The sequence below is a fragment of the Rhizobium sp. AN5 genome (assembly GCF_900215255.1).
In the GTDB taxonomy this organism is placed as follows: domain Bacteria; phylum Pseudomonadota; class Alphaproteobacteria; order Rhizobiales; family Rhizobiaceae; genus Agrobacterium; species Agrobacterium tumefaciens.
Genome location: NZ_OCMJ01000004.1, coordinates 1,116,013 through 1,131,495, shown reverse-complemented (window position 1 = coordinate 1,131,495; position 15,483 = coordinate 1,116,013). Strand labels below are relative to the sequence as shown.

The 15,483-nt window shown below is 58.3% G+C and carries 17 protein-coding genes; 4 read left to right on the top strand and 13 right to left on the bottom strand.

Translation table 11 applies throughout. From position 1 onward, the window contains the following. The 13 genes from lpxA to CRP02_RS17925 all read right to left on the bottom strand — a co-directional run bounded on the left by lpxA (position 1) and on the right by CRP02_RS17925 (position 12,262). Positions 1 to 816 carry an acyl-ACP--UDP-N-acetylglucosamine O-acyltransferase gene (lpxA, locus tag CRP02_RS17980; RefSeq protein ID WP_013636021.1) on the bottom strand — a complete coding sequence of 272 codons (816 nt, stop codon included), beginning with the start codon at positions 814 to 816 and terminating at the stop codon, positions 1 to 3. After that, entirely contained in the window at positions 813 to 1,280 is a 468-nt protein-coding gene (gene fabZ, locus CRP02_RS17975; protein ID WP_003512853.1) for a 3-hydroxyacyl-ACP dehydratase FabZ, read from the bottom strand. Before fabZ ends, lpxA begins: the two co-directional genes overlap by 4 nt. Then, the gene (gene lpxD / locus CRP02_RS17970; protein WP_003512851.1) at positions 1,273 to 2,340 is read right to left on the bottom strand and encodes a UDP-3-O-(3-hydroxymyristoyl)glucosamine N-acyltransferase; all 1,068 of its coding nucleotides are present in this window, start codon (positions 2,338 to 2,340) and stop codon (positions 1,273 to 1,275) included. Before lpxD ends, fabZ begins: the two co-directional genes overlap by 8 nt. A 49-nt stretch (positions 2,341 to 2,389) precedes the next feature. Next, positions 2,390 to 4,714, bottom strand: a complete 2,325-nt coding sequence (gene bamA, locus CRP02_RS17965; RefSeq protein ID WP_097102428.1) for an outer membrane protein assembly factor BamA — start codon at positions 4,712 to 4,714, stop codon at positions 2,390 to 2,392. A gap of 199 nt (positions 4,715 to 4,913) precedes the next feature. Continuing rightward, complete coding sequence (gene rseP, locus CRP02_RS17960; RefSeq protein WP_174002333.1) at positions 4,914 to 6,035, bottom strand: RIP metalloprotease RseP; 1,122 nt, start codon at positions 6,033 to 6,035, stop codon at positions 4,914 to 4,916. A 49-nt stretch (positions 6,036 to 6,084) separates the two neighbouring features. After that, entirely contained in the window at positions 6,085 to 6,918 is an 834-nt protein-coding gene (locus CRP02_RS17955; protein WP_097171866.1) for a phosphatidate cytidylyltransferase, read from the bottom strand. After that, positions 6,918 to 7,661 carry an isoprenyl transferase gene (locus CRP02_RS17950; protein ID WP_097171865.1) on the bottom strand — a complete coding sequence of 248 codons (744 nt, stop codon included), beginning with the start codon at positions 7,659 to 7,661 and terminating at the stop codon, positions 6,918 to 6,920. Before CRP02_RS17950 ends, CRP02_RS17955 begins: the two co-directional genes overlap by 1 nt. 64 nt (positions 7,662 to 7,725) lie before the next feature. Further along, positions 7,726 to 8,283, bottom strand: coding sequence for a ribosome recycling factor (gene frr / locus CRP02_RS17945; RefSeq protein ID WP_003512840.1), 558 nt, complete (start codon positions 8,281 to 8,283; stop codon positions 7,726 to 7,728). Between the two features lie 66 nt (positions 8,284 to 8,349). After that, positions 8,350 to 9,072: a UMP kinase gene (pyrH, locus tag CRP02_RS17940; RefSeq protein WP_003502561.1), complete on the bottom strand. Its 723-nt coding sequence runs from the start codon at positions 9,070 to 9,072 to the stop codon at positions 8,350 to 8,352. A gap of 97 nt (positions 9,073 to 9,169) precedes the next feature. Then, positions 9,170 to 10,096, bottom strand: a complete 927-nt coding sequence (gene tsf / locus CRP02_RS17935; protein WP_003512838.1) for a translation elongation factor Ts — start codon at positions 10,094 to 10,096, stop codon at positions 9,170 to 9,172. Between the two features lie 362 nt (positions 10,097 to 10,458). Further along, positions 10,459 to 11,226 (bottom strand): 30S ribosomal protein S2, encoded by a 768-nt coding sequence (gene rpsB, locus CRP02_RS17930; protein ID WP_003512836.1) that lies wholly within the window; start codon positions 11,224 to 11,226, stop codon positions 10,459 to 10,461. 6 nt (positions 11,227 to 11,232) lie between these two features. Further along, positions 11,233 to 11,358 (bottom strand): hypothetical protein, encoded by a 126-nt coding sequence (locus tag CRP02_RS27985; RefSeq protein WP_003512833.1) that lies wholly within the window; start codon positions 11,356 to 11,358, stop codon positions 11,233 to 11,235. 61 nt (positions 11,359 to 11,419) lie between these two features. Continuing rightward, complete coding sequence (locus CRP02_RS17925; protein WP_097102418.1) at positions 11,420 to 12,262, bottom strand: cell envelope integrity EipB family protein; 843 nt, start codon at positions 12,260 to 12,262, stop codon at positions 11,420 to 11,422. Between the two features lie 116 nt (positions 12,263 to 12,378). On the opposite strand from CRP02_RS17925, the gene CRP02_RS17920 reads away from it, so the two are divergent. The 4 genes from CRP02_RS17920 to CRP02_RS17905 all read left to right on the top strand — a co-directional run bounded on the left by CRP02_RS17920 (position 12,379) and on the right by CRP02_RS17905 (position 15,340). Then, a complete protein-coding gene (locus CRP02_RS17920) occupies positions 12,379 to 12,849 on the top strand; it encodes a RidA family protein (protein ID WP_003512829.1) in 471 nt (156 codons plus the stop codon). Continuing rightward, positions 12,846 to 13,586: a glycerophosphodiester phosphodiesterase gene (locus tag CRP02_RS17915; RefSeq protein WP_097171864.1), complete on the top strand. Its 741-nt coding sequence runs from the start codon at positions 12,846 to 12,848 to the stop codon at positions 13,584 to 13,586. The genes CRP02_RS17920 and CRP02_RS17915 overlap by 4 nt, the downstream gene beginning before the upstream one ends. After that, positions 13,583 to 14,782 carry a GNAT family N-acetyltransferase gene (locus CRP02_RS17910; RefSeq protein WP_097171863.1) on the top strand — a complete coding sequence of 400 codons (1,200 nt, stop codon included), beginning with the start codon at positions 13,583 to 13,585 and terminating at the stop codon, positions 14,780 to 14,782. The genes CRP02_RS17915 and CRP02_RS17910 overlap by 4 nt, the downstream gene beginning before the upstream one ends. Before the next feature lie 126 nt (positions 14,783 to 14,908). Further along, complete coding sequence (locus tag CRP02_RS17905) at positions 14,909 to 15,340, top strand: HIT family protein (RefSeq protein ID WP_019565530.1); 432 nt, start codon at positions 14,909 to 14,911, stop codon at positions 15,338 to 15,340. Positions 15,341 to 15,483: the final 143 nt, after the last annotated feature.

Genomic DNA, 15,483 nt, shown 5'->3' with positions numbered 1-15,483 from the left:
TCACTTGCCCCGGTTTGGCGAGGAAAGCGCGCGGTCGCTATCCGCACCGATGAAATCGAGGATTTCGATGACCTGGGGGCAATCGAGATATTCTGCGCGGTCAATCGCAGCCGCATTGCTGCGGATGGCGCCTTCGCCTTCGAATATCTGCTTGAAGACGCGCCTGACCTTGTGAATATCCGCGCGGTCGATACCGGAACGCGTCATGCCAACGACATTCAGCCCACCGAGAATGCCGGGATTACCGTTCAGCATGCCATAGGGAATGACGTCATAGTTGACCGCCGACAGCCCGCCGATGAAGGCCTGACGACCGATTCGGGTGAACTGGTGCACGGCACAGCCGCCGCCCAGGATGGCGCGGTCCTCGATGGTGACATGTCCCGCCAGCATCACATTGTTCGACAGGATGATATGGCTGCCGAGGCGACAATCATGCGCTACGTGCGAATTGGCGAGGAACAGGTTGTCATCACCGACAATCGTCTTGCCGCTGCCGTCGGAGCTGCCGGCATTCATCGTTACGCCTTCGCGCATGATGCAGCGTGCACCGATCTCGAGCGTCGTTTCCGAGCCATCGTGGCGAATCGCCTGCGGTGTACCGCCAATAACGGCCATTGGATGGATGACCGAACCACGGCCAATGACGGTAAGACCGGAGACGACGGCGTGATTGTGCAGCGTGACCTCGTCTTGCAGCGTGACTTTCGCGCCGACATAGCTCAGGGCACCGATGACGACATTTTCACCGATAACCGCGCCGTCTTCGACAACAGCGGTCGGGTGAATTTTTGCCGAAGCCGCGATAGTGCTCATTGCTGGTCCTCGGGGATCATCATCGCGCCGACGTCAGCTTCTGCCACCAGCGCGCCTTCGACCTTGGCCTCGCAATGAAATTTGAAGACATTGCCGCGCTGGCGCTGCTTGACCACGTGAATTTCCAGACGATCGCCGGGAACGACGGGTCTGCGGAAGCGCGCGTTGTCGATGGTCATGAAATAGACGAGATAACCGCCCTCACCCTGGCTGCGGGCGCAGATCGCACCTGCCGTCTGAGCCATGGCCTCGACGATCAAAACGCCCGGCATGATCGGGCGATCCGGGAAATGACCGGTGAAATGCGGTTCGTTGACCGTCACGTTCTTGATGCCAATCGCCGAATTATTACCATCGATCTCGATGATCTTGTCGATGAGCAAGAACGGGTAACGATGCGGCAAAAGCTTCATGACTTCCAGAATGTCAGCCGCGCCGAGCGTCGTCTTGGTTTCTTCAGCCATCGTTTTTTTCTCCTGTTTTTTTATCACGCCCTTCAGCGCGCGCCAGAATATCGGCCATGTCGCGCAGGAAATACTTCATCGGACGCGCTGGCGTCCCACCATAACGGGCGCCGGCCGGAACGTCGGCGACAACACCGCTCATCGCCGCAATCTGCACGCCGTCACCAATGGTGATATGGCCGTTGATACCCGCCGCGCCGCCGATCATCACACCATCGCCGATGCGGGTGCTGCCCGCAATGCCGACCTTGCTGACGATGCCGCAATGGCGGCCGATGCGGACGTTGTGACCGATCTGAACCTGGTTGTCGATCTTGGTACCTTCGCCGATGACCGTATCGTCCATGGTGCCACGGTCGATCGTCGTATTGGCGCCGATCTCGACATTATCCTGAATGATAACCCGACCGATCTGCACGATCTTCAGCATGCCGCGCGGACCGGGCGCATAACCGAACCCGTCCTGACCGATGCGTGCGCCGTTGTGAATAATCACATTGTTGCCGATGAGAGCGGCAAGAATGCTCGCGCCGCCGGCAATCGTGCAATCACGCCCCACCTGAACATCCGCGCCGATGATGACACCAGGTCCGATCCGCGTACCGGCGCCGATATGGGCACCAGCGCCAATCACGGCGAGCGGCTCGACAATCACGCCAGCTTCCAGCTTTGCAGACGGATCGACATGCGCGGTATGGGAAACTTCAGCTTCCATCACCACAATCGTACCGGGACGCATCGCGGCGGGATGCAGCAAGGCACCTACCTGCGCAAAAAGCGTGTGCGGGTTTTTCGATATCAGCGCCGGGATGTGAGATGGCAGCATATCCGCAAGTGCGGCGTCACAAATGACGGCGCCGGCCTCACAGGTCGGCAACTCATCGCGGTTCTTTCGCGAAAGAATATAGCAGAGCTGGTCGGGTTTTGCCCGGTAGACCGGCGCAACGGACCTGATGATCCGTTCTCCCGCCGCCTCATCAGACAGTTCCGCCCCAAAACGGTCTGCGATGTCTTTCAATCGCAGTCCCTCGTGGGGCGGAAAAAACGCGTTGTATTCCATTAGCCGGACACTCCAGAACGTTCAAAGTTGCAGTTCTGGACTGCCGATATCAGAAAGTGTTGGACATGCCAAACCGGAAACGCTGTTCCTCATCGTAGTCTTCCTTGGCGATCGGAACCGCGTAGTCGACGCGGATCGGGCCGAAGGGCGATGCCCACATCACACCGATACCGGCGGATGCGCGGATGGAGTTGTCATCCTTCACGCCTGCGCTGTTGGCAACCTTGTTGCCGTACAGCGTACCGGCATCGACGAAACCGGCGAGACGGAGGCCGAAATCTTCCGGAACACCTGGCATCGGAGCCGTGACTTCAGCAGAAGCCGCGAAGTAGGTCGTGCCGCCGATCGAGTCTGAACCGATACGTGGGCCAATACCATCGTTCTTGAAGCCGCGAACCTGACGACCGCCGAATTTGAACTGATCGAACACCAGCAGATTGTCGCCCGTCGGCACGACGTGACCCGCCTGACCGGTGAGCGAGCCGATAACATCGTACTCGTCCGAAAGCGTGTAGTAGAAGCGCGCCTTGGCGTAGATCTTGTAATATTCGGAATCGCCGCCGAGGCCTGCAAATTCGTTCGTCAAGGCAGCCTGCCAGCCTTCGCGCGGCATGTTGCGGTCGTCGAGCGTATTGTAGTTCAGCGTGTTGGAGATGATGGACTGTGTCCAGTCACCGCCACGGATCAGAGCCTTATAGGGTTCGGCAAGATTGCTGCCGGTTTCCCAATCGCCCTCACCGTCATAGTTGAGCTGCTTGTAGGTGTACTTGAACGTCGTCGAGAGGTTCTCGGTGATCGGCGCCGTCACGCGCAGTGCGAAGCCCTGCTCGTCGTAATCGTAATAGTCTTCGCTGCGGCTCTGGCTCTTGAACAGGTCGAAACCTGCGGCCAGACGGTAACCAAGGAAATACGGCTCGGTGAAGGACAGCGTGTAGCTGCGTGCATCGTCTTCACCCGCACCGGCGGCGAGACGAATGTACTGGCCACGACCGAGGAAGTTTTTCTCTTCGATCGATGCTTCAAGCAGCACACCATCGTTCTGCGAGTAACCCGCACCGATACCGAACGAACCTGTCGACTGATCTTCCACGTCGACAACGATGACGACGCGGTCAGGCGCGCTGCCGCCGGCAGTCGAGACATTGACCTTCGAGAAATAACCGAGGGCTTCAAGACGGCGCTTGGCAGCCGTGATGACCGTCTGGTTGAAAGCATCGCCTTCGGAAATGTCGAACTCGCGGCGAATGACGTAGTCACGCGTACGCGTGTTGCCACGGATTTCGATACGCTCGACATAGGCGCGCTCGCCCTGATCGACGATATAGGTCACACCGATGGTGTTACCAGACATATCGCGGTCGCCGCGCGGCGTTACACGGGCGAAAGGATAACCCTCACCGGCAACGCGCTTGGAAATCGCTTCCATGCTCTGCTGGACTTCCTTGGCGCTGTAGCTTGCGCCCTGGCGGGTTTCCACGAGACCCTGAAGTTCGGAGCCGTCAACACCCGGAACAGTCGATTCGACTGCGACGTTGCCGAAGTCGTACTTCTTGCCTTCGTCGACCGTGATGGAGATGGTGTATTCGTTCTTGGACTCATCAAGCACCGCGTCGGACGACACGACCCGGAAGTCGGCATAACCACGGTTGTAGTAGAACTGGCGCAGCGCCTCTTCGTCGGCGCGCAGCTTGTCCTCGTTATAGACGTCCTTGCGTGTCAGGAACGACAGCATGTTGGACTTCTTGGTATTGATGACAGCGGCCAGACGACCGTCGCTATAGGAATTGTTGCCGACAAAATCGATGCGGCCGATCTTCGTGCGCTCGCCTTCGTTAATGACGAAAGCGATGTTCACACGGCCCTGACCAACGGAAACGGTCTGGGTGGTGATCTCGACGTCGCTGCGGCCGATCGCGGAATAGGCTTCCTTGATGCGCGCGATATCGGCAGTAACGATTGCCTGATTGAACGGGCCGAGCGGCTGGGTCTGCACGACGCCAGCGAGCTTGTCGTCCTTGATCTTACGGTTGCCGTTGAAAACCACCTGATTGACGAGTTGGTTTTCGTTGACCGTTACAACCAGCGTGCTGCCGGAAACGCGCATGGAGACATTCGAGAAGTAACCGGTGGCGTAAAGACGCTTCACCGATTCATCGATGTCCGAATTGGAAAAGTTCTTACCCGGCGCAATGGTAATGTTGGAGCGTACGGAGTCCGCACCGGATCTCTCAGCGCCGCGAACATCAATCTTGCTGATGACGGCTGCATTCGCAACACCAGCAGAGACAAGCACGCCGAGGCCCGCAACCGAAGAAACACCAGCAGACAGCGCAACCGCCGACACCGCGTTCAAAAATCTTGAACCAGCCTTCATTTCAATTCTTACCTTTTTACGTTGTCCCTCAGCGGGCGGAACCCGACTCCGGCCATGTGCGTCGTTTTACCTGCTTTTCCCCTACAAGCAAGTCAGAACGTTAAATTCTGTTTACTTCGTGATCCAGAGTGGCGCATTCGCCACTTCGGGATAAAAACAGGGTAAACAATCGACTAACAAAACCGTTAAAACACTATCCTCAGCCAATCAAGCTGCTGATATCATTCCATGTTGCAAAAACCATAAGACCCAAAATCATTGCCATGCCGATACGGAACGCAACCTCCTGCGCACCGGCGCCAAGCGGTCTGCCGCGGATGGCCTCGATTGCATAAAACACCAGATGTCCGCCGTCCAGAACCGGCACAGGCATCAGGTTCAAAAGACCGATCGATACGGAAAGAACCGCTGCAAGCTGGATGACGGCTGAAATACCGAGCGTCGCCATCTGGCCCGAAGCCTGTGCGACGCGGACGGGACCGCCCAGTTGATCGGCGTTCATGCGCCCGGTCACGAGGTTACCGATGTAGTTGAAAGTACCGGTGATGACGTGGCCGGTTTCACGCACGCCCTCAAGCAGCGCCTGCGACGGCGAATACTCAATGTGGCGGAAATTGCCGCTATTCTGGTCGGTGACAATGCCGATGATGCCCATTTCCAGCTTGTTGCCGAACTGGTCCGTGGTTTCGGTGCGGGTCGGAACCATCGGCAGCTTCAGCTCCTCGCCTGCCCTTTCGACGGTCACGGTGATCGGCGTACCTGGACGGATGCCAACATAACGGCGTACGTCCTCGAACGTCTTGACCTTTTCACCGTCGATCGCAACGAGGCGGTCACCGGGGTGCACGCCGGCGGCGGCAGCCGCGCTGTTTTCACGCACTTCCGCCACGACCGGATCGGCGATCATCCGGCCATAGACACCGAACAGGACCGCGAAGATGAGAATGGCGAGAATGAAGTTGGCGATAGGTCCGGCGGCAACCGTCGCCGCCCTTTTCCACAGCTTAGCGCCGGAAAGCGTCTGCGCCCTCTCCTCAAGCGACATGTGCGACAGGCCGGAACTATCCGGCTTGCTGGACGCATCCTCGTCGCCGAAGAATTTTACATAGCCGCCGAGCGGTATGGCGGAAATCTTCCAACGCGTGCCGTGCCTGTCGGTAAAGCCGATTAGCTCCGGGCCGAAACCGATGGAAAAGGCGGTGGAGCGAATGCCGCTCCAGCGGCCGACAAGGTAGTGGCCCATTTCATGGACGAAAACGAGCAGGGAAAGTACGAGGACGAAGGGCACGATATAGCCGGTCAGAAAACCGGTCGCCGCCATTACTGTGTTCATGACAATCTGCCCTTTATTTCATGACCTTGCGTGCCGCTTAAAAGCCCGGCAACGGGCCGCCGCCCGATCCGGGCACGTCGCCGGTTGCCGCCGCATGCACGAAAGCAATGAGGAATACCGTAAAGCAGGCGAAAACAAGACCGTCAACCCGGTCCATGAAGCCGCCATGGCCGGGAATGAGATGGCTCGAATCCTTGACCTGAAAACGCCGTTTCACGAAGGATTCGAAGAGATCGCCTATCTGGCTGAACACCGAAAGAATGAGAGCGAGCCCAAGCAGCAGCAGGCTGATCCTGCCGTGATAGGCAAGAGACACCGCGCCGCCGCCGATCAATGCGGCCACCGCTCCGCCGATTGCGCCTGACCATGTCTTGCCCGGTGAGATCGCCGGCGCAAGCTTCGGCCCGCCGATGGCGCGCCCGACGAAATAAGCGAGAATATCCGTTGACCAGACGACAGCGAAAATGAACAGGATGGCGACGAAACCGGTCAGCTCATCGCCGCGAATGGCGGCCAGCGATATGCCGCTCAGACCCGCATAAACGATGCCGCCCACCAGCCACCAGTTTCTGCCACGCAAGACGGGAAAAAGTGCCGCCGTCAGCGTGAAGCCGGAGAGCAGAGGCAGATCGAGCGAGGGTTCGCCGAAAATAGTGTTGCCGGCGATGACGGCAACCGCAAACCAGCCCCAGGCATTGCCGGTGGAATTGGTTTCCGACATGCGGGTGATTGTCGCCCATTCATAATAGATGAGGATCGCCAGCAGACCGGCCACGATGCGGAACAGAATGCCGCCATACCAGGTCGCAGCCAAAATGACCGTCGCCATGACGATTGCGGATATGATCCGCAGTCTGAGTTCACGGCTCATCAGGCGCCTGCCACGGCAACCTGCTCGGCCAGAGCGCCAAAACGGCGATCACGCGTTGCATATTGCTCGATTGCGGAAAAAAATCGCTGCCGGTCGAAGTCGGGCCAATATTCGGGAACGAACAGGAACTCGGAATAGGCAGCCTGCCAGAGCAGGAAGTTCGACAGCCGTTCCTCGCCGCTGGTGCGGATGATCAGATCCGGATCCGGTATGCCTGATGTATCGAGTCTGGCCGAAATAATCTCCGGCGTGATCGATTCTGCATCCAACCGGCCTTCTGCGACATCGCGGGCAATCGCCATTGTCGCGCGGGCAATTTCGTCGCGGCTGCCGTAATTGAAGGCAATCACCAGCGTCAGCCTGGTGTTATCAGCCGTCATGTGTTCCGCTTCATCGAGAAGACTGCGGATATCGTTTTTCAGCCCCTGCCGATCGCCGATGATGCGCACACGCACGTTTTCGCGGTGCAGTTCCGCAAGGTCGCGCCTAATGAAAGCCTTTAAGAGCCCCATCAGGTCGCTGACCTCGGATTCGGGCCTGCGCCAGTTTTCAGACGAGAACGCGAAAAGTGTGAGGTAGCGGACACCGCAGTCGCCGGCCGCGCGCACCGTTTCGCGCACAGCCTCGACCCCGCGGCGATGCCCCATCACGCGCGGAAGACCGCGCTGTTTTGCCCATCGCCCATTTCCATCCATGATGATGGCGACGTGCTCGGGTATTGAGGAACGTGTCGTCGTCGGCATATCGATCCATTAACAGGCAGCGCGGAATTAAAACGAATAAAATACAGGTCTATCGCAAGCGATACTAGACCTGCATGATTTCCTTTTCCTTCTCGCCAAGCAAGCGCTCAATTTCCGAAATCGTGTCGTCGGTGATTTTCTGCACTTTTTCCGACTGTCCACGGCTTTCGTCCTGACCGATATCACCGTCTTTTTCGGCTTTTTTCAGACCATCCATGCCATCGCGACGCACGTGACGAATCGCCACCTTGGACTTCTCGGCGTAGTCATGGGCCACCTTGACGAGCGATTTGCGGCGCTCTTCGTTGAGTTCAGGCAGCGGGATACGCAGGTTCTGACCATCAACGATCGGGTTGAGGCCGAGATTGGATTCGCGGATGGCACGGTCAACGGCGTTCACCATCGACTTGTCCCAGATGTTGACGCCGAGCATGCGCGGCTCCGGAACCGTGATGTTTGCGACCTGGTTTAGCGGAACGCGCGAGCCATAGGCCTCGATGGTCACCGGATCGAGAATGTTGGCCGAAGCGCGGCCGGTGCGCAGCGATGCGATATCGCTTTTGAATGCATTGATGGCACCATCCATGCGGCGCTTGATATCGTTGAGGTCAATACCACTCATCTTGATACTCCATCTCTATCGGCCGTGGCGGCCGGAATACGCCACAGGGGCGACATCGTTTTTTGATTATTTGTCGTGCACGATGGTCTTGCGGCCGCCGCCGGTCAATATCTGCGCGAAACCGCCCTTCTCGTGGATCGAGAAAACAATGATCGGGATGTGATTCTCGCGGGCAAGCGCGACAGCTGCGATATCCATGACCGCCAGTCCCTTGCCGAGCACTTCGCTGTGGGTCAGCTCGTCGAAACGGGTGGCTGTCGGGTCCTTTTTCGGATCGGCGGAATAGATGCCGTCCACCTGGGTGCCCTTGAAGATCGCTTCCGCGCCCATTTCCGCGGCGCGCAGCGCTGCGGCGGAATCTGTGGTGAAGAAGGGGTTGCCCGTGCCGCCGGCAAAAATCACCACGCGGCCCTGCGCCAGATGGTGGAGCGCTGCACGCTGCGAGAAGCTCTCACAGATTTCCGGCATCGCGATTGCGGACAGAACGACGGTGTCGATGCTGAGCTTGCGCAGGGAGGTTGCGAGCGCCAGCGCGTTGATGACGGTGGCCAGCATGCCCATGTGGTCGCCGGTAACGCGATCACCGCCCTTGGACGCCACGGCAACGCCGCGGAAAATATTGCCGCCGCCGACGACAACGCCGACTTCAACGCCCATCGCCCTCGCCTCGGCAATATCGGAGGCGATACGGTCTGCAACCGCCACATCGATACCGAAACCCTGATCGCCCATAAGGGCTTCACCGGAAGCCTTGAGAAGAACACGTTTGTAGATCGGCTTGGAAGACATCATGACTCCTCGGAAATGTAACCGAAACGCGGATACACGAAGGGCACCGCGTTGTCACGCGATGCCCTCCCGTTTTCCCAAGATTGGGTAAATATAATCAGCCCTTGGCCACTGCAGCGACTTCTGCTGCGAAATCGCTTTCTTCCTTTTCGACGCCTTCGCCGAGCAGCAGGCGAACCATGCCCGTCACTTCGATGGCAGCACCGGCTTCCTTTTCAGCTTCCTTTACGGCAGCGCCGACAGTGATGTCGGGGTTGATGACGAAAGCCTGCGACAGAAGAGCGACTTCTTCGAAGAACTTGCGCATGCGGCCATCAACCATCTTTTCGATGATGGCTTCCGGCTTGCCGGATTCGCGGGCCTGCTCGATGAAGACGTTGCGTTCGCGCTCGGCCACGGCTGCGTCAACTTCCTCGGCGCGGATGGCGAGCGGGTTGGTTGCAGCGATGTGCATGGCGACCTGGCGGCCGATGGAGCTCAGAACGGCCTTGTCGCCGACCGACTTCAGGGCAACGAGAACGCCGAGCTTGCCGATGCCTTCGCCGGCAGCATTGTGGATGTAGGTCGCGACAACGCCGTGCTCGACTTCGAGTGCTGCCGAACGGCGCAGCGTCATGTTCTCGCCGATGGTGGCGATCGCGTCCTTGATGCTGTCGGAAACGGACTTGCCGGTTGCCGGATAGGTGGCGGCGCTGACAGCTTCAACGGTGCCGTCGGTGGAGAGCGCTACCTGGGCAATGCCGCGAATGAGATCCTGAAACGCGTCGTTGCGGGCAACGAAGTCGGTTTCGGAGTTGAGTTCGACAACAACAGCCTTGTGACCCATGGTGGCGACGCCGATCAGACCTTCGGCAGCCGTACGGCCAGACTTCTTGTCGGCCTTTGCGATGCCCTTGGCGCGCAGCCAGTCGATCGCCGCTTCCATGTCGCCATTGGTTTCAGCAAGAGCCTTCTTGCAGTCCATCATGCCTGCGCCGGATTTCTCGCGCAGTTCCTTCACCATTGCGGCTGTGATTTCGGTCATTGTTTGCCTCTTATCGGTTCGATCGGTCAGCCGGCTGAATTCGCCGTGCCGAAGTTCTGGGTGATGAGTGTACCCGGCCGCACACCCTTTGAAACCGGGACGATTTCAGGAAAGGGGCATGCGCATTCCCAAGTGCTGCGGCGTCTCCATACATCGAAACGATGGGTGCCGCTCAAGTGTGACAGCGTTATGAAGGCTGCCACCGGATTTCATCCGCATCAAAACGCCGGAGACTTCACCGAAGCCCCGACGGAGCGGTTTGAAACGAACAAGGCCGTCAACCCATTTAAGGTCTTTGACGGCCTTGTCATATCCTGGTCGAGGAGACGGCGACACGAAATCGCCGCCAGACAGGGCCTATATCAGGCGCCAGCCTCGTCTTCGAGCGCGGGCTCGATCGGAGCTTCTTCCGAAGCGCCGATGTCGCGGCCGGACGAACCCTGCTGACGCAGGATGCCGTCGATGGCGGCGCGGGCGATCAGGTCGCAATAGAGCGAGATGGCGCGCGATGCGTCGTCGTTACCCGGGATCGGGTAGTCGATGTGATCCGGATCGCAGTTGGAGTCGATGATCGCAACGACCGGAATGCCAAGACGCTTGGCTTCTTCGATCGCGATCTTTTCCTTGTTGGTGTCGATGATGAACATCAGGTCCGGAACGCCGCCCATATCGCGGATACCGCCGAGAGCCTTTTCAAGCTTTTCGCGTTCGCGCTCGAGGGTCAGACGCTCTTTCTTGGAATAGCCGGTGCCTTCCGAGTTCAGGATCTCGTCAACCTTGCGCAGACGCTGGATCGAGTTGGAGATCGTCTTCCAGTTGGTCATCATGCCGCCGAGCCAGCGGGAGTTGACGTAATACTGGGCCGAACGCTTTGCGCTGTCGGCGATGATTTCAGACGCCTGACGCTTGGTGCCGACGAACAGAACGCGGCCGCCACGAGCAACAGTGTCGGACACGACCTGAAGGGCGCGCGACAGCATCGGAACGGTCTGAGCCAGGTCGATGATGTGGATGTTGTTACGGTCGCCGAAGATGTACGGCTTCATCTTCGGGTTCCAGCGATGCGTCTGGTGACCAAAGTGAACACCAGCTTCCAGAAGCTGACGCATAGAAAAATCGGGCAATGCCATGCCTAGTTACTCCTTTTCCGGTTTAACCCCCGCGAAGCGAACAGCGCCGATTTTCATCGACACCACCGGGCGGAACGGACCGGATTTCTCCCGGAACATCCCAAGCTTCGCGTGTGGAATGGTGAGGCGCATACAGTCGCCTCAGATAAAAAGCAAGCATTTCTGCGAAAAAACCACGCAAACGGTCCGCCTTTTAGCGAACCGGCTTGTTTTCGCAGGTTTCCGGCTTGAGGATATCAAGCTTCGCGAGTTTGCCGGTCAGAACGAAATCGCCGTAATCCATCGTCAGATCGCGGGTGATTCCGTTATCGTAAAGCTTGAACGACATGCGGTAGATCGGCAGGGCGTCGGTGCCGGTCTTGTCGTTGTAATAAGCGATCGTCACCGGCCAGAACGCGGCTTTGCCGAATTCGCCCGCCTTGCCGGCCTCGGCATCGCCGTCCTTCGGCATCTGCGCCTTGCCGACCAGCGTGGAAGTGATCAGGCTTTCATCGCCGTCATCCGAGCCGTCGAAAATACGGGATTCGAAGATGCGCTTCCCCTGCTTGGCGTTTTCAATGACCTGAAACATGTGCTCGGTCGGAAATTCGCTGGCGACGAGATCGATCTGACGGGGGTCCGGGCGGGTCAGATCAACCTTCACACCCTCTTTGTCGTCGATTGCAGCGCCCTGCACTTCCTTGTCCAGCTTGTCGTCGGTGTAGGACTTGGTCTCGAAGGTGAACTTCCTGGCCGCCAGGTCCTCGAAGGTCGTCGTCTGCTGGTCGGTCATGCGGACCGCGTCGCCGGTGTTGATCTGTGTCACGAAACGGAAATCCGTCTTGTAACCCTGACAGGCAGAGCCGGTGAATTCATAGACCATGCGGCCCGTCATGCCCTCGATACCGGAACGATCCGTCGCGTCCTTGAGTTCGAGATCGTAGACGGCGCGATGGGCGATGAGGTCCGGAACCGTGACGGGCAAGGCATTGGCACCGTTCGACAGGCCGGTCATAAGCCCTGTGGCGGCAACGAAACCAAGCGTCCTGACAAACATGCAATATCTCCTGTTGGACTCGCTGCTCATATTGTACAAGCAACCGCCCGGCTTTTGGATCAACATCTTCTGAATGCCGGATTCTTGAAGGATTTACAACAAAACCGGAGACGAAAATGTCTGATGTCATCGAAGGCCGCCTCAAGGAACTGGGCTTTACTCTTCCCGTAGCGGCAGCACCTGCCGCAAACTACGTTCCGTTCACCATCAGCGGCAATCTTCTTTATGTATCGGGTCAACTGCCGATGGAATCAGGCAAGATTGCGGTGACGGGCCTCGTTGGCCGCGATGTTGACGTTGCAACCGCCCAGCGCGCCGCCGAATTGTGCGCCGTCAACATTCTCGCACAGGTCAAGGCTGCCTTGAACGGCGACCTCTCGAAAATCCGTCGTATCCTCAAGCTGAACGGCTTCGTTGCCTCGGTTCCGGAGTTCGTCGAACAGCACCTCGTCATTAACGGCGCCTCCAATCTGCTCGCCAACGTTCTGGGTGATGCCGGCAAGCATGCCCGCGCCGCCGTCGGCATGGCCTGCCTGCCCTTCAATGCCGCCGTCGAGATCGACGCGATCGTGGAAATCGACGTATGACCCTTAAACTTTCCTGGCTTACCGCCCAGCCCGTCGCCCATCGCGGTTATCACGACCTGAACAAGGTGGTCTGGGAAAACACGCTATCCGCATTTTCGCGCGCCATCGACGCTGGTTTTGCCATCGAATGCGACGTGCAGCTGGCCGCCGATAGCGTGCCGGTGATTTTTCACGACGACGACATGGCCCGGCTGACTGGTATCAAGGGCGACGTGCGCGAACATACCGCCAGTGAATTGTCTCTGCTTTCGGTCGGTCAGACCAAGGACCGCATACCGACGCTGAAACAGCTTCTGACGCTATGCGCCGGCAAGGTGCCGCTGGTGATCGAGCTGAAAGGACGTCAGGGCGAAGGCGTCGATGACGGGTTTGCCGAAGCGGTGCTGGAAGATCTCGAGGGCTACAAGGGCCAGGTGGCGCTGATGAGCTTCGACCATCACCTCCTCAGAGACCTGAAGGCTGCAGGCTCGCCCTGGCCGCTCGGCCTTACCGCCGAAGGCGCCAAGCCGGAAGACTTCTTCAAACACGACGAGGCGATGCAGATCGGTGTTGATTTCATCTCCTATCATTGGGGTCATTTGCCCAACAGTTTCATCGAGGCGCAAAGAAAACTTGGGCTCCCCGTGATTACCTGGACTGTCAGGGATGAAAATGCGCGCGAGACTACCTATAAATATGCGGACCAGATGACATTCGAAGGTTTCGACCCGAGAGAGAACCCCTCCGCCACGGCATGACAGAAGACTATTCCATACGCGTTGCGCAATCCCTGAGGGATATCGATCCGGACAGCTGGAAACGGCTTTCCGGAACATCACGCAATGTGTCAGGAAAACCGTACAATCCTTTCATTTCCCACGCATTTCTATCCTCGATGGAAGATTCCGGATCGGCCACTGCCAAGACCGGTTGGCTTGGGCACCATCTGCTTCTCGAAAACGCATCGGGCGAACTCGTCGGAGCCGTTCCGGCCTATCTGAAGAACCACAGCAAGGGCGAATATGTCTTCGACCATGGCTGGGCGGATGCCTTCGAGCGAGCCGGCGGCCATTATTATCCGAAGCTGCAATGTTCGGTGCCGTTTACGCCGGCGAGCGGGCCGCGGCTGCTGGTGTCTGAAACCGAAGACGAGACGCGCTTCAAACCGCTTCTGGCATCCGGCCTTGTCCAGGTGACGGAAAAGATCGGCGTTTCTTCCGCGCATGTCACGTTTCTGGAAGACGCCGACCTATCCGCGCTTCTGCCCCGGGACTTCCTGCACAGGACCGATCAGCAGTTCCACTTCATCAATGACGGCTATCGCGACCACGACGATTTTCTTGACGCCCTTTCATCGCGCAAGCGCAAGGGGCTGAAAAAGGAACGCCGGGCAGCGCTGGAAAATGGTATCGAGATTGACTGGTTGACCGGAAGTGACCTGACCGAGGAGATCTGGGACCAGTTCTTCGCCTTCTACATGGATACCGGCAGCCGCAAATGGGGACGGCCCTATCTGACGCGGGAATTCTATTCGCTGATTGGCGAGCGCATGCCTGACGATGTTCTGCTGGTCATGGCCAGACGCGAGGGACGCTATATCGCCGGTGCAATCAATTTCATCGGCTCGGATGCGCTTTACGGCCGGCACTGGGGCTGTATCGAGGATCATCCCTTCCTGCATTTCGAGGTCTGTTACCATCAGGCGATCGATTTCGCGCTGTCGAAGGGTTTGAGGCGGGTGGAGGCGGGTGCGCAGGGCGAGCACAAGCTGGCGCGCGGTTACATGCCGGTCACCACCCATTCGGCGCATTTCATCGTCCATCCCGGTCTGCGCCGCGCGATTGCCGATTATCTTCAGCGCGAGCGTGAAGAGGTCGAACATATTGGCGACTATCTGGAAGACCACACGCCCTTCCGCAAGGGTGAGCGACAGGAACACGAGCCGGATGCATAAAGCTGTCGCGATCTTTTAGATTCGCTCCCTACGCTTTATGCCTTTGTTTAGTGGCATGTCGTTATCGCAAAACCGCTACACGCTTTTACGCGACATGCATTAGTCCGTTACGAGGAGAGATCACCGATGACCGCCAGCGCCTATGACGACAACAATATCTTCGCGAAAATCCTGCGCGGCGAAATTCCGAGCCACAAGCTCTATGAAGACGAGCATACGCTGGCTTTCATGGATGTGATGCCGCAGGCACCCGGCCATCTTCTGGTCGTTCCGAAAACCGGCTCGCGCAATCTGCTCGATGCCGACCCGCAAGTGCTGGCAAAGACCATTGCCGTGGTGCAGAAACTAGCAGTCGCGGCAAAGGAAGCCTTCGACGCTGATGGCGTCTTCATTGCCCAGTTCAACGAACCGGCGGCTGGCCAGACCGTGTTCCACCTGCATTTCCACGTCATTCCGCGCAAGGAAGGCGAGCCGCTAAAGCCGCATTCCGGCGCTATGGCAGATGGCGAAGTGCTGAAGGCCCATGCGGAAAAGATAAAGGCAGCACTTGCCTCGTGATGTTTGCCAAGACGCCCACGCGTTTGGCAGAATGCGGCATCCGCACACCGTCACCCCGGAGCTTATCCGGGGTGCGGCGCGATCCAGTCCTTGATCGCGCAATACTCCTCTCGGCGCAGACGCGCCGTGGCTGGTTGCCGGAT

Bases quoted from the DNA above. Each gene is read 5' to 3' on its own strand.
- frr (WP_003512840.1), bottom strand. From the start codon at position 8,283: ATGAGTGGTATTGACCTCAACGATATCAAGCGCCGCATGGATGGTGCC.
- CRP02_RS17905 (WP_019565530.1), top strand. From the start codon at position 14,909: ATGACCGCCAGCGCCTATGACGACAACAATATCTTCGCGAAAATCCTG.
- CRP02_RS27985 (WP_003512833.1), bottom strand. From the start codon at position 11,358: ATGCGCCTCACCATTCCACACGCGAAGCTTGGGATGTTCCGGGAGAAA.
- CRP02_RS17950 (WP_097171865.1), bottom strand. From the start codon at position 7,661: ATGCCGACGACGACACGTTCCTCAATACCCGAGCACGTCGCCATCATC.
- tsf (WP_003512838.1), bottom strand. From the start codon at position 10,096: ATGACCGAAATCACAGCCGCAATGGTGAAGGAACTGCGCGAGAAATCC.
- fabZ (WP_003512853.1), bottom strand. From the start codon at position 1,280: ATGGCTGAAGAAACCAAGACGACGCTCGGCGCGGCTGACATTCTGGAA.
- rpsB (WP_003512836.1), bottom strand. From the start codon at position 11,226: ATGGCATTGCCCGATTTTTCTATGCGTCAGCTTCTGGAAGCTGGTGTT.
- rseP (WP_174002333.1), bottom strand. From the start codon at position 6,035: ATGGCGGCGACCGGTTTTCTGACCGGCTATATCGTGCCCTTCGTCCTC.
- CRP02_RS17925 (WP_097102418.1), bottom strand. From the start codon at position 12,262: ATGTTTGTCAGGACGCTTGGTTTCGTTGCCGCCACAGGGCTTATGACC.
- lpxA (WP_013636021.1), bottom strand. From the start codon at position 816: ATGAGCACTATCGCGGCTTCGGCAAAAATTCACCCGACCGCTGTTGTC.
- bamA (WP_097102428.1), bottom strand. From the start codon at position 4,714: ATGAAGGCTGGTTCAAGATTTTTGAACGCGGTGTCGGCGGTTGCGCTG.
- lpxD (WP_003512851.1), bottom strand. From the start codon at position 2,340: ATGGAATACAACGCGTTTTTTCCGCCCCACGAGGGACTGCGATTGAAA.
- CRP02_RS17920 (WP_003512829.1), top strand. From the start codon at position 12,379: ATGTCTGATGTCATCGAAGGCCGCCTCAAGGAACTGGGCTTTACTCTT.
- CRP02_RS17955 (WP_097171866.1), bottom strand. From the start codon at position 6,918: ATGAGCCGTGAACTCAGACTGCGGATCATATCCGCAATCGTCATGGCG.
- pyrH (WP_003502561.1), bottom strand. From the start codon at position 9,072: ATGTCTTCCAAGCCGATCTACAAACGTGTTCTTCTCAAGGCTTCCGGT.
- CRP02_RS17910 (WP_097171863.1), top strand. From the start codon at position 13,583: ATGACAGAAGACTATTCCATACGCGTTGCGCAATCCCTGAGGGATATC.
- CRP02_RS17915 (WP_097171864.1), top strand. From the start codon at position 12,846: ATGACCCTTAAACTTTCCTGGCTTACCGCCCAGCCCGTCGCCCATCGC.